This window comes from Streptomyces sp. NPDC029836 (assembly GCF_055574495.1).
Genome location: NZ_JBVHZI010000016.1, coordinates 108,256 through 120,524, shown reverse-complemented (window position 1 = coordinate 120,524; position 12,269 = coordinate 108,256). Strand labels below are relative to the sequence as shown.

14 protein-coding genes are annotated in these 12,269 nt (G+C 74.9%); 5 read left to right on the top strand and 9 right to left on the bottom strand.

What is annotated here, in order from left to right; genetic code table 11:
* Window positions 1–167: 167 nt before the first annotated feature.
* A complete protein-coding gene (locus tag ACZ4XJ_RS32250; RefSeq protein ID WP_468498233.1) occupies window positions 168–854 on the bottom strand; it encodes a copper homeostasis protein CutC in 687 nt (228 codons plus the stop codon).
* A gap of 150 nt (window positions 855–1,004) precedes the next feature.
* Here ACZ4XJ_RS32250 and ACZ4XJ_RS32245 point away from each other — a divergent pair, with 150 nt between their 5' ends.
* Both ACZ4XJ_RS32245 and ACZ4XJ_RS32240 read left to right on the top strand, forming a co-directional pair.
* On the top strand, window positions 1,005–1,781 hold the full coding sequence (locus tag ACZ4XJ_RS32245; protein ID WP_468498232.1) for an HD domain-containing protein: 777 nt from the start codon (window positions 1,005–1,007) through the stop codon (window positions 1,779–1,781).
* A gap of 147 nt (window positions 1,782–1,928) precedes the next feature.
* Window positions 1,929–3,170 carry a Cmx/CmrA family chloramphenicol efflux MFS transporter gene (locus ACZ4XJ_RS32240; RefSeq protein ID WP_362876754.1) on the top strand — a complete coding sequence of 414 codons (1,242 nt, stop codon included), beginning with the start codon at window positions 1,929–1,931 and terminating at the stop codon, window positions 3,168–3,170.
* Between the two features lie 61 nt (window positions 3,171–3,231).
* On the opposite strand, the gene ACZ4XJ_RS32235 is transcribed toward ACZ4XJ_RS32240, so the two are convergent.
* Both ACZ4XJ_RS32235 and ACZ4XJ_RS32230 read right to left on the bottom strand, forming a co-directional pair.
* Window positions 3,232–3,498: a DUF4031 domain-containing protein gene (locus ACZ4XJ_RS32235; RefSeq protein WP_468498231.1), complete on the bottom strand. Its 267-nt coding sequence runs from the start codon at window positions 3,496–3,498 to the stop codon at window positions 3,232–3,234.
* Between the two features lie 7 nt (window positions 3,499–3,505).
* Entirely contained in the window at window positions 3,506–3,883 is a 378-nt protein-coding gene (locus ACZ4XJ_RS32230) for a hypothetical protein (protein WP_362876702.1), read from the bottom strand.
* Between the two features lie 174 nt (window positions 3,884–4,057).
* Between ACZ4XJ_RS32230 and ACZ4XJ_RS32225 the strand changes: the two genes are divergently transcribed.
* The 3 genes from ACZ4XJ_RS32225 to ACZ4XJ_RS32215 are packed head-to-tail and all read left to right on the top strand — an operon-like array spanning window position 4,058 to window position 7,550.
* Window positions 4,058–5,041, top strand: a complete 984-nt coding sequence (locus tag ACZ4XJ_RS32225; protein WP_362876753.1) for a MurR/RpiR family transcriptional regulator — start codon at window positions 4,058–4,060, stop codon at window positions 5,039–5,041.
* Entirely contained in the window at window positions 5,038–6,039 is a 1,002-nt protein-coding gene (murQ, locus tag ACZ4XJ_RS32220) for an N-acetylmuramic acid 6-phosphate etherase (RefSeq protein ID WP_468498230.1), read from the top strand. Before ACZ4XJ_RS32225 ends, murQ begins: the two co-directional genes overlap by 4 nt.
* A 35-nt stretch (window positions 6,040–6,074) precedes the next feature.
* Window positions 6,075–7,550, top strand: coding sequence for a PTS transporter subunit EIIC (locus ACZ4XJ_RS32215; protein WP_468498229.1), 1,476 nt, complete (start codon window positions 6,075–6,077; stop codon window positions 7,548–7,550).
* 108 nt (window positions 7,551–7,658) lie between these two features.
* On the opposite strand, the gene ACZ4XJ_RS32210 is transcribed toward ACZ4XJ_RS32215, so the two are convergent.
* The 6 genes from ACZ4XJ_RS32210 to ACZ4XJ_RS32185 all read right to left on the bottom strand — a co-directional run bounded on the left by ACZ4XJ_RS32210 (window position 7,659) and on the right by ACZ4XJ_RS32185 (window position 12,158).
* On the bottom strand, window positions 7,659–7,997 hold the full coding sequence (locus ACZ4XJ_RS32210) for a hypothetical protein (protein WP_362876699.1): 339 nt from the start codon (window positions 7,995–7,997) through the stop codon (window positions 7,659–7,661).
* 65 nt (window positions 7,998–8,062) lie between these two features.
* Window positions 8,063–8,518 carry a hypothetical protein gene (locus tag ACZ4XJ_RS32205; protein WP_468498228.1) on the bottom strand — a complete coding sequence of 152 codons (456 nt, stop codon included), beginning with the start codon at window positions 8,516–8,518 and terminating at the stop codon, window positions 8,063–8,065.
* A gap of 114 nt (window positions 8,519–8,632) precedes the next feature.
* The gene (locus ACZ4XJ_RS32200; protein ID WP_468498227.1) at window positions 8,633–8,902 is read right to left on the bottom strand and encodes a hypothetical protein; all 270 of its coding nucleotides are present in this window, start codon (window positions 8,900–8,902) and stop codon (window positions 8,633–8,635) included.
* 349 nt (window positions 8,903–9,251) lie between these two features.
* Complete coding sequence (locus tag ACZ4XJ_RS32195; protein ID WP_468498226.1) at window positions 9,252–10,433, bottom strand: S8 family peptidase; 1,182 nt, start codon at window positions 10,431–10,433, stop codon at window positions 9,252–9,254.
* Between the two features lie 243 nt (window positions 10,434–10,676).
* Complete coding sequence (locus ACZ4XJ_RS32190) at window positions 10,677–11,417, bottom strand: SDR family oxidoreductase (RefSeq protein ID WP_362876695.1); 741 nt, start codon at window positions 11,415–11,417, stop codon at window positions 10,677–10,679.
* A gap of 126 nt (window positions 11,418–11,543) precedes the next feature.
* Window positions 11,544–12,158, bottom strand: a complete 615-nt coding sequence (locus ACZ4XJ_RS32185) for a phosphoribosylanthranilate isomerase (protein ID WP_468498225.1) — start codon at window positions 12,156–12,158, stop codon at window positions 11,544–11,546.
* Window positions 12,159–12,269: the final 111 nt, after the last annotated feature.

Below are 12,269 nucleotides of genomic sequence, written 5' to 3'. Positions count from 1 at the left end.
AACGTGATTTGTTGGCGCGCGGTGCCGCCCGGCAAACGAAGCTGCGGACAGGGCGCCATAAATCATGCCCGCCCCGGACGACACCCCACCCCGGCCCCGGCCCCGACCCACCCGCAGCCGCCGCCCCACCCGGCCCCGCCCCACCGGCCCCACCCGGCCCCGCCCCCCTACCCCAGCGCCAAGCGCCACTCCGCCACCGCCGCCGCCGAGACCGGCCCGTCCCAGCCCGCAGGCCGCGCCGCGCCGCCGATGTGGAAGGCGTCGATGCCCGCCGCCCGAAGCTCCGGCAGGTGCCGCAGCGCCAGCCCGCCGCCGACCAGGATCCGCGCCCCGTACCCCGGCTCACCCGCCCGCGCCGCCTCCGCGAGCAGCACCGGCAGCCCCTCGTCGACCCCGGCCGCCGACCCGGCGGTGAGGTACGTGTCCAGACCGGGCAGCTCCGCGAGCGCCTTCCGCAGCTGGTCCCGATCCGGCGCCCGGTCGATCGCCCGGTGGAACGTCCACCGGCACCCGGCGAGCTCCGCCACCACGGCCTCGACGGCGCCCAGGTCCGGCCCGCCCTCCGCGTCCAGGAACCCGAGCACGAACTCGTCCGCCCCCTCCGCCCGCAGCCCCCGCGCCGTCTCCACCAGACCGGCCAGGTCCCCGGCGGCGAACCCGTCCGCCCTGCGGAGCATCACGCGCAGCGGGATGTCGACCGCCGCCCTGATCGCCGCGAACGTCTCGCGCGACGGGGAGAGCCCGTCGGCGGCGATGTCGGCGACCATTTCGAGTCGGTCCGCCCCACCGGCCTGGGCGGCGACCGCGTCCTCCACGTCGAGGGCGATCACCTCCAGGAGCGCACGGTTGCTCATGTCGTCCCATCCTTCGGAATTCGGAAATCGGAAAACTGCGCGTATGGCCCGGGCCGGACCGATATGGAAAATAGGTCTAGTCCAATATGCAGGGTACGGGGCCCCACCCTCGCTCCACCAGCACAATCACGCCACCCCCACAATGTGCGCATGAACACAGACCCCGAGCACGCCGACACCACGAGCGGCACCACCACCTCCCCGCCCCCCACGGCCGGCGCCGCCGCCCCCGACACCACCGCCCCCGACACCACCACCCGCGACACCGACCTCCGCGCCCGCTGGCAGGCGACCCTCACCGCCGCCGGCGCGGACCCCACCATCGACCCCGCCCCCTACGCCGACCGCCTCCTCGCCGCCTGGGCCGAACCGCAGCGCCGCTACCACACCACCGCCCACCTGGCCGACGTCCTGGCCCGGATCGACGTACTCACCGACGCCGACCCGGCGACGCCCCCCACCGACGCCGCCACCGACCCCACCGACCCCGCCGCCGTCGAGCTCGCGGCCTGGTTCCACGACGCCGTCTACCGCCCCGACCGCTCCGAGAACGAGGAGCGCAGCGCTGCCCTCGCCGAGCGCGCCCTCCCCGAGCTCGGCGTAGACGCCGCCCGGACCGCCGAGACAGCCCGCCTGGTCCGGCTCACCGTCACCCACGACCCGGCCCCCGGCGACACCAACGGCGAGGTCCTCTGCGACGCCGACCTCGGCGTCCTCGCCGGCGCCCCGGCCGCGTACGACGCCTACGCCGCCGCCGTCCGCGCCGAGTACGGCTTCGTCCCGGAGGACGCCTTCCGCGCAGGACGCGCCGCCGTGCTGCGGCAGCTCCTGAGCCTGCCCCGCCTCTTCCGCACCCCGTACGGCGCCGGCCACTGGGAGGCCCCCGCCCGCGCCAACCTGACCCGCGAACTGGCGACCCTGACCTGACATACACACCGTCATACGGGAATGCGGCCCGCTACGACCTGGTTTGTGTATGTCATGCCCGCAGCCTCATCAGCGCCCGTCCCCGCGGCGTCGTCCCCCGACGCCACCGCCCCCACCACCCCCACCGCCCGCGCCCCGCGCACCCGCATGCCCGTGGCCGTGTACGTCCTCGGCCTGTCCGTCTTCGCGCTCGGCACCAGCGAGTTCATGCTCTCGGGGCTCCTGCCGCCGATCGCCGAGGACATGGGCGTCACGATCCCGCAGGCGGGCCTGCTCATATCCGCCTTCGCGATCGGCATGGTCGTCGGCGCCCCGCTGCTGGCCGTGGCCACCCTGCGGTTGCCGCGCCGCACCACCCTGATCGCGCTGATCATCCTGTTCGGCCTCGGGCAGGTGGCGGGCGCGCTGGCCCCCTCGTACGGGCTGCTCTTCGCCTCCCGCGTGGTGTCGGCGCTCGCCTGCGCCGGGTTCTGGGCCGTCGGCGCGGCCGTCGCCATCGCCATGGTCGACAAGGACCAGCGGGCCCGCGCGATGGCCGTCATGATCGGCGGACTGTCCATCGCCAACGTCCTCGGCGTCCCCGCCGGCGCCTTCCTCGGGGAGCACCTGGGCTGGCGCTCCGCGTTCTGGTCGGTCGGCGCGGCCTCCGCGGTCGCCCTGGTCGGCATCCTCGCGCTGATCCCACGGATCCCGCTGCCCGCCGAGAAGCCCCGCCTCGGCCGTGAGCTGCGCATCTACCGCGACCGTCAGGTGTGGCTGTCGATCGGCGTGACGGCGCTGGCCGCCGGCGGCATCTTCTGCGCCTTCAGCTACCTGTCGCCGCTGCTCACGGACGTGGCCGGGCTGGATTCGAAGTGGGTCCCGTGGATCCTCGGCCTGTTCGGCGTGGGCGCGCTGATCGGCACGACCATCGGCGGGCGGGTCGCCGACGCGCACCTCTTCGGGGTGCTGATCTGGGGCATCACCGCCTCGACGGTGTTCCTGACGGCGCTGGCCCTGCTGGCCTCCGTGCAGGTCGCGGCCGTGGCGCTGTCGTTCCTGATGGGCGTCTCGGCGTTCTTCACCGCGCCCGCGCTCAACGCCCGCATGTTCAACGTCGCCGGCGCCGCCCCCACCCTGGCCGGCGCCACCACCACCGCCGCGTTCAACCTGGGCAACACGGGCGGACCGTGGCTCGGCGGCACCGTCATCGACGCCGGCCTCGGCTTCGCCGCGACCGCCTGGGCGGGCGCGGCCATGACGCTCACCGCGATCGGCCTGACCCTGATCTCCCTGCGCCTGCACCGCCGCACCCCGCCGCACGGCGCACACGGCACCCGCGTGGTCGGCGGCTCCCGCCCCGCCACCAGCCCGGCGCCCACCGAGACCGCCGGCGCCGTCCGCGGCTGATCCCGCACCCGACCGGGCCCGCCGCCCGGCACGACGCACCGTACGACCCTCGGTCCGACCCTCAGTACGGCCGGCCCTTCGGGCGGCGCAGGCCGGCGTCCGTGAGGCGGCGGACCAGTTCCTTGCTCCCGATCTCCACCGCGCCCGCCCCGACCGCGTCGGCGTAGCGGTGCGAGGGCACGTCGTAGTGGTCGCGTTCGAAGCCGCGGGCCGGGCAGCCGATGGACGCCGCGAAGGCGTGCAGTTCCTCGTACGAGACGTCGCTGACCAGGTGCGACCACATGCGGCCGTGCCCGGGCCAGACCGGCGGGTCGATGTACACCGTCACGGGCGGCTCACCGGCCCGGGTGCAGGACGGGGCCGAGGCCGCCCACCGCCGACACCCGTACTCCGGCCTCCGAGCACACCCAGTGCGGGTCGGGTCCCAGCTCCGGATCCACGTCCAGGGCGTGCGGGTCGCCGTGTCCGCAGACGGGGCACAGCGGCCAGCGTCCGTACTTCTCCAGCAGGGCGTCCTTCACGTCCTGCGCGACGAGTCCGGCGAGGTAATCGACGCCCTCCGGCCACTGCTCCACCCACCACCGGCGGTGCGTGACCGAGTCCTCGACGAGGGAGACGACGTCGGCGTCGGCGACCTCGGCTGCGGCGAGATCGGCGAGAACGAGTGCGCGGGCGACGTGCAGCGCCTGCTCCAGGGGGGTCGGGGTGTCCATGGGCTCATTGTGGACCCGTGCACCCCCGGCGGCGAAGGTCCCTTTTCCCGGGGCCGAAGGTCTCGCGGGACACGGCCCCATGGCGCCTTGACCGACCGCCCCGCCCGAAAATAGATTTCAGACGTGAGCAAGAACGCGAAAGAAACTTTCAGCGACGCGGGTCACGCGGCCGACGTGAAACCGGGCGCGCCCACCGGAACCGCCACCGGAACCGGCAACGGAACCGCCCCCGTACCGGCTCCGGCCCCCGCCCCCGCCGCCCTCCGGGCCCGCGTGCGCAGCCTCGGGCCGTCGATGACCCGCTCCGTGCAGGCCGTCGCCGAAGCCGTGGCCTCCGATCCCGCCGGCTGCGCCCAGCTCACCGTCTCCGCCCTCGCCGAGCACACCGGCACCAGCGAGGCCACCGTCGTCCGCACCGCCCGCCTCCTCGGCTACCCCGGCTACCGCGACCTGCGCCTCGCCCTCGCCGCGCTCGCCGCGCAGCAGGAGTCGGGCGCGGCCCCCGCCGTGACCGTCGACATAGCCGTCGACGACCCGCTCGCCGACGTCGTCGCCAAGCTGGCGCACGAGGAGGCGCAGACCCTCGCCGACACCGCCGCCGGACTCGACCTGACCCAGCTGTCCGGCGCCGTCGGCGCCCTCGCCGGCGCCCGCCGCGTCGACATCTACGGAGTCGGCGCCTCCGGGCTCGTCGGCCAGGACCTGGCGCAGAAGCTGCTGCGCATCGGACTGATCGCGCACGCCCACAACGACCCGCACCTCGCCGTCACCAACGCCGTCCTGCTGCGCCCCGGGGACGTCGCGGTCGCCGTCACCCACTCCGGCAGCACCGGCGACGTCATCGAGCCGCTGCGGCACGCCTTCGAGCGCGGCGCGACGACCATCGCCGTCACCGGCCGCCCGGGCAGCCCCGTCGCCCACTGGGCCGACTTCGTCCTGGCCACCTCCGCCGCCCGCGAGACCCAGCTGCGCCCGGCCGCCATGTCGAGCCGGACCAGCCAGCTGCTCGTCGTCGACTGCCTGTTCGTCGGCGTCGCGCAGCGGACGTACGAGACCGCCGCGCCGGCCCTGGCCTCCTCCTACGAGGCCCTCGCCCCCCGGCACTCCGCCACCGCCCCCACCAGCAAGCGCACGACCCGCCAGGAGCCCCGCCCATGACCGCGTACGCCGCCCTCCGCGCCCAGCTCGACACGCTCACCACCGAGGCGTTCCGCCCCGAGCTGGCGGAGATCGATCGGCTGTCCACCCTGGAGATCACCCGCCTCATGAACGCCGAGGACGCCACCGTCCCGGACGCCGTCGCGGGGCAGCTGGAGACGATCGCCGCCGCCGTCGACGGGATCGCCGTACGCATGGCCCGCGGCGGCCGGCTCGTCTACGCGGGCGCCGGCACCGCCGGCCGGATGGGCGTGCTGGACGCCAGCGAGTGCCCGCCCACCTTCAACACCGACCCGGCGCGGGTCGTCGGCCTCATCGCGGGCGGCCCCTCCGCCATGGTCAAGGCCGTCGAGGGCGCGGAGGACTCCGCGGAACCGGCCGCCGAGGACCTCGCCGCGCTGGGCATCGGCCCCGACGACACCGTCATCGGCATCTCCGCCTCCGGCCGCACCCCGTACGCGATCGGCGCCGTCGAGGCCGCCCGCGCCCGTGGCGCGCTCACCGTCGGGCTGTCCTGCAACGCCGGTTCCGCGCTGGCCGCCGCGGCCGAGCACGGCATCGAGGTCGTCGTCGGCCCCGAGCTGCTGACCGGCTCGACCCGGCTGAAGGCGGGCACCGCGCAGAAGCTCGTACTGAACCTCATCTCGACGGTGACGATGATCCGGCTCGGCAAGACGTACGGGAACCTCATGGTCGACGTCCGCGCCTCCAACGAGAAGCTGCGCGCCCGCTCCCGCCGCATCGTCGCCCTCGCCACCGGCGCCCCCGACACGGAGATCGAGGCCGCGCTCACCGCCACCGGCGGCGAGGTGAAGGACGCCATCCTCGTGATCCTCGGCGGCGTCGACGGCCCCACCGCGGCCCGCCTGCTCACCGCCTCCGACGGCCACCTCCGCGCCGCCCTCGCCGAAGCGCCGACCGGAGCACCGACGGGAGCGCCGACCGGAGCCGCCACCGGTGCCCCGACCGATGCCCCCGCCGCCCCCGGCTCCCACTGACCCGCCCGCACCCCCCTACGCAAGGCGACACCACCATGTCCACTGACAAGAACCGCGCCACAGCCGCCGCGATCCTTCCTCTGGTCGGCGGTCCGGACAACATCACCTCCATCGCGCACTGCATGACCCGCCTGCGGATCGGCCTGCGCGACCGCACCCTCGTGCAGGAGGAGGCCCTCAAGGCGGTCCCCGCGGTCATGGGCGTCGTCGAGGACGACACGTACCAGATCGTCCTCGGCCCGGGCACCGTCGCCCGCGTCACGCCCGAGTTCGAGGCCCTCGTCGAGGAAGGGCGCTCGGCGGCGCCGAAGGCGGTCACCGCCGAGGAAATCGCGGCGCAGGGAGCGGCCCTCAAGGACGCCCGGAAGGCGAAGAACTCCACCCCCTTCAAGCTGTTCCTGCGGCGCATCGCGAACATCTTCGTCCCGCTGATCCCCGCGCTCATCGGCTGCGGCATCATCGCCGGACTCAACGGCATGCTCACCAACCTGGGCTGGCTGCCCGCGCTCGTCCCGGCTCTCGCCGCGATGGCCTCCGGGTTCATGTCCCTGATCGCCGTGTTCGTCGGCTACAACACCGCGAAGGAATTCGGCGGCACGGCGATCCTCGGCGGCGCGGTCGCCGCGATCATCGTCTTCCCCGGCGTCGCGAAGATCGACGCGTTCGGACAGCAGCTGTCCCCCGGCCAGGGCGGCGTCCTCGGCGCGCTCGCCGCGGCCCTGCTCGCCGTCCAGGTCGAGAAGTGGTGCCGCAAGTGGGTCCCCGAGGCGCTAGACGTCCTCGTCACCCCCACCCTCACCGTGCTCGTCTCCGGCCTCGTCACCCTCTTCGGCCTGATGTTCATCGCCGGTGAGGTCTCCACCGCCATCGGCACCTTCGCCAACTGGCTGCTCGCCACCGGCGGCGCCTTCGCCGGACTCGTCCTCGGCGGACTGTTCCTCCCACTCGTCATGCTGGGCCTCCACCAGGCCCTCATCCCGATCCACACCACCTTGATCGAACAGTCCGGCCACACGGTCCTGCTGCCCATCCTCGCCATGGCCGGCGCGGGCCAGGTCGGCGCGGCCATCGCCGTCCACCTGCGGCTCCCCCGCAACGGCTCGCTGCGCGCCACCATCAAGTCCGCGCTGCCCGCCGGCTTCCTGGGCGTCGGCGAACCGCTGATCTACGGCGTCTCCCTGCCGCTGGGCCGCCCCTTCATCACCGCCTGCGCGGGCGGCGCGGCCGGCGGGGCGTTCGTCGGACTCTTCAGCCAGCTCGGCGTCGGCGTCGGCTCCACCGCGATCGGCCCGTCGGGCTGGGCCCTGTTCCCGCTGCTCGACGGCAAGGCGGGCATGGGCGCCACCCTCGCCGTCTACGCGGGCGGCCTGGCCGTCGGCTACCTGGCCGGCTTCCTCGCCACGTACTTCTTCGGCTTCACGAAGCGGATGCTGACCGAACTCAACACCGACCCGAACCCGCCCGCCCCGACCTCCGCGACCGGCCCGGAGAAGGAACCCGCCCTGGCCTGAGCGCCCGCCGGGACAGGAACGGCGGTGGGGGGCGGGTACGCACGACGCGTACCCGCCCCCCACCCCCGTCACGTGCCGGGTGCCGGGCGCCGCTGGGCCCGGCGGGGCTCAGAAGTGTTCGACGAGCCGGGCTACGAGGACCACGCACGCGCCGAGCAGCAGGGCGATGACGGCGAGCGCGAGCAGCACCCGCCGACCCCGCCGCAGGCTGCGGACGGCCGACGCGATCCCGAACGCGGCGACCGCGACCCCCAGGACGCCGATCACCGCCGCGATCCAGTACGCCCAGGCGTGCTCGCCGAGGAAGCGCAGCAACAGGTTGGCGGCCAGGAGCACCACCGTGCCCGGCACGGAGTCACCGTAGGAGACCTCCCGCTCGGGGGCGGCGTGCGCCTCGGCGCCGTCCCGCTCCCGCTCCGACTCCGACTGCGTCACCGGCTCGGACATCCCCCGCCACCTCCCGTACCGACCGATCGTCGATCGCCCGCACCGACCCTACCGGCCCGCCCGGGTCAGAAGCTCGGACAGATGTTCTTGTGCGCCACGTCGAGGATCTTCGCGGCCTTGGCGGCGCCGTGGCCCTCCGGGTGGGTGGGGCTGGTCCACCGCCGCTCGGTCTGCTCGACCTGCTTGGCCCGGTTCCCCGGGTGGCTCTTGATGGCGGAGCAGGTGTCGATGCCACGGCTGATCGCCTTGTCCTCCTTGCCGTGGACGATGTCCCGATCGATCGCGTTGAGGCCGTCGAAGTAGGCCTGTCGGGCCGCGCCCTTGGGCGCCGGCGGCAGGCCGACGGCCGCCCGGAGGGCGTCCGGGTCGGGCGTCGCGGACGAGGGCGCCACCGCCGGCTTCGCGGTGGACGGTAACGCCGCCGGCTTCGACTCGGCCGGGGTGACCTCGGCGCAGCCGGTGAGCACGAGGAGCCCGGCGGCGGCGACGGTCAGGGTGAGGGGGATGTGGTGGGTGCGCATCGGGCCATCGTGGCGGCCCGGGGAGCCTCGTGCGCCCTCTGTGACGGGTCCGTTACGCGCGGGGCCCCGCGCGGGGCGGGGGTCCACGGGTCCGAGCTCCCCGGAAGCGGCTGGTCAGACTCCGGCGGCCTCCTTCAGGAAGCCGGCCGGGTCGGGCACCCCGTAGCCGAGCTTCGGGCCCCGCTCGACGGCCATCGGCAACAACTGCCCGACGATCTCGGCGCCCCAGCCGTCCGTCCCGTCCTCGGACCACTCCCACAGCTCGTCGATGCCGAGCCCGGTCATCAGCAACCCGTGCCCGGTACGGATCTCCGCGCACAACTCCGCGACCGCGTCCAGCAGCCGCCCGCCCGGCCGTTCGTCGGGGCGTAGAGGTCGAGGCACGGGCCCCAGTTGGAGAAGTCGGTCCCCTCGTCGAAGCGGTTCGTCGCGCCGACCGTCACCACGCGGGCGGCGGAGCGGGCGAGACCTGACAGGCGTCACGGTTGTCGCAGCCCAGCACGCGGACGCTGACCAGGGTCGCCTAGCGCGCCACCCCGTACGTCGTGCCGCCGACCGTGTCCGGGACGTGCGGGCGCCCGACGTCGGCACGGCCCCGCGAAGTTCACGTGTACGGGGGACCGGTGGGGGCACCTGTACGGGCACCTCTTACTCCCGGACGCCGGCCCGCCCTCCCCGGCTCCCCCCTGCTCTCCCCCGCTCGTCCGCCCTCCCCCGCCCGCTCGGAGACCGCTCAGAGGCCGCCGGTGAACAGCAGCCGGTTCGGGCTGCCGTCGCCGAGGCCGGTCAGGACGTCCTTCGTGGACGCGGCGACGAGGAACTCCGCGACCTCCGCCGGCAGCGCCTCGGGGTGCTCGGCCAGGTAGAGCGCGGCGACGCCGGTGACGTGCGGTGCGGCCATCGACGTACCGTCGTGGGCCACGCTCCCGCCGCCCAGCCGGGCCGAGACGATGTCCGTGCCGGGCGCGTACAGGCTCACGCACGGGCCGGAGTTGGTGAAGGCGGGCTGCTCGTCCCGCTCGTCCGACGCGGCGACCGTCACCACCTTCGCGGCGGAGGCGGGCGAGAACGCGCAGGCGTCCCGGGTGGCGTTGCCGGCGGCGACGACGGGCAGGACGCCCGCGTCGGCCAGCGCGGTCGCCGCGTTGTTGACGGTCTCCGACCGGTCCCCGGCCAGCGAGGCGTTCAGCACGGCCGGGCGGACGGCGTTGCGGGCCACCCAGTCCAACCCGGCGACGATCCCCGAGTACGTGCCGGTGCCGTCGCAGCGCAGGACCCGGACGCTCACCAGGCCCGCTTCCTTCGCCACCCCGTACGTCCGGCCGGCCACCGTGCCCGCGACGTGCGTGCCGTGGCCCTGGCAGTCCTCCCCCTCGCGGCCGTCGTCGACGGCGTCGAAGCCGGACGAGGCCCGGCCGCCGAACTCCTCGTGGCCCCGCTCGATGCCGGTGTCGAGTACGTAGACGGTCACCCCGGCGCCGGTGCCGCGGACGGTGTAGTCGTCGTCCAACGGCAGCCGCTCCTGGTCGATCCGGTCCAGACCCCACGAGCCAGCCGGCGCCCGCGATCCGGGGGCGGCGGAGGGCCGCGGCACGGACCACACCTCGGCGTCCTCCTCCACCGAGCGCACACCCGGGCTGTCGCGGACCGCCGCCAGCTGGAGCGGGGTCAGCGCCGCCGCGAAACCGTTCAGCGCCGAGGTGTAGAGGAACGACGGCTCCAGGCCCAGGCCCCGGGCCGCCCGCTCCGCGTCCACCCCCTGCTCCAGGGTCACGAGGTACCGGCCGGGCACCGCGTCGGCGGCGGTGAACAGCGGCGCCGGGGTCGGCTCCGGCGTCGCGGCGGAGGCCGTACCGGCCATCGCGGGGGTCACGGCGAGGAGCGCGGCGGTGGCCACGCGGGCGAGCAGGCGCATGAAGGGAACTCCCTGACGGGGTCGGAGATCGGCACGGTCGGCCGTCCCCACCGCGACGGGTGCCTCCGCGGGGCCGGCTCCCTCCCATCCGTGCCCCCGCGCGGCCCGCCCGGCCTCCGACCGCCACCCGAAGACCACCCGTACGGCCGCGCCGCCGGCGGGCGGCCGCGCCGAGCCGGGACCGTCGCCGGGGCGGGCATCCGGTCGCGGGGTCGACCCCCCGGGTCCGGCCCGGCGGGGCCGCTACAGGCCCGCGCCGCCCGTGGCGTCGACCACGCGGCCGGTGACCCAGCGGGCCGCGTCCGAGGCGAGGAAGCCGACGACGTCGGCGATGTCCTCCGGCCGGCCCACCCGGCCGAGCGCCGCGAGGGAGGCGGCGTGCGCCTCGGCCTCCGGGTTGCCGCGCAGCCAACCGGCGTTGACGTCGGTGTCGACGATGCCGGGCGCGACGGAGTTGACGGTGATCCCGCGCGGGCCCAGCTCCTTGGCCAGGTTCAGGGTCAGGTTGTCGAGCGCGCCCTTGGTGGCCCCGTAGGCGAGGATCTCCGGCATCGCGAGGCGCGCGGCGCCACTGGAGACGTTGATGACGCGGCCGCCGTCGCGCAGCCGGCCGAGGCCCTCCTGCACGACGAAGAACGGCGCGCGGACGTTCACGGCGAAGACCCGGTCGAAGTCCGCCTCGGTGACCTGCCCGAGGGGAAGCGGCAGTCCGATGCCCGCGTTGTTGACGATGATGTCGACCCCGCCCGGCTCCAGCGCGTCGTACGCCTCCCAGAGGGCGGCCGCGTCCCCGTGGCGCCCGAACTCCGCGCGCAGCGCGCGGGCCCGACCGCCCGCCGCGGTGATCTTCCCGACGGTCTCCCGGGCCGCCGCCCCATCGCTGGCGTACGTGAGCACGACGCTCACGCCGTCCGCCGCGAGCCGCTCGGCGACGGCCCGCCCGATACCCCTACTGCCACCCGTGACCAGCGCGTTCTTCTCCATGACGGATCCCCCTGGATTCAATAGCGATCACTACAGAATGAACGTAGCACGACATCTATAACGATCGCTACGGAATCTTTCGCCGGGGCGCGCGCCCCGGCCCGGCCGGAGCCGGGCGAACGGCGGTCAGCTTCCGGCCCGGGCCGCCGCGACGAAGGCACGGATCAGCTGCGGGGACTTGATCCCGCGCTCGCTCTCGACCCCGCTGGAGACGTCCACGCCCCACGCGCCCGTCGCCGCGAGGGCCTCCGCGACGTTGGCGGGGGTGAGTCCGCCGGCCAGCAGCCACCGCCCCTCGGGCGCCACGAACCCCGCCGAGCCCCAGTTCCAGGGCTTGCCGGAGCCCGGGTCCGGGGCGTCGAGCAGCAACAGGTCCTCCCCCAGCTCCCCGCACCGGCGCACGTGCTCGGCGGTGGCCCGGACCAGCGTCCGGCCGGGGGCGCGCAGGTCCTCGTAGTACTCCGGGCCCTCGTCCCCGTGGAGCTGCACGGCGCGCACCCCGCTCTCCTGCGTGAGCCGGCGCACCTCCGCCACCGACTGCCCCCGGAACACCCCGACGGTGAGCACCCCGTCCGGCACCGCCGCCGCGAGCACCCGCGCCGCGCCGGCGTCGACCGTACGGGGGCTGCCGGGGGCGAAGACGAAGCCGACGGCGTCCGCCCCGGCGGCCACGGCCACCTCGACGTCGCGGGCGGTCTTCAGACCACAGATCTTGACGAAGGGCACGCTGCGTTCGCTCATACCCCGATCCAACCAAACCGCCCCACCCGAAAGCGACCCGTCCCAAGCACCGGGCACGCCGGCCCGTACCCCCGCGTCACGGTCTCCTTCGGCGAGCCGCTCCACGCCCCG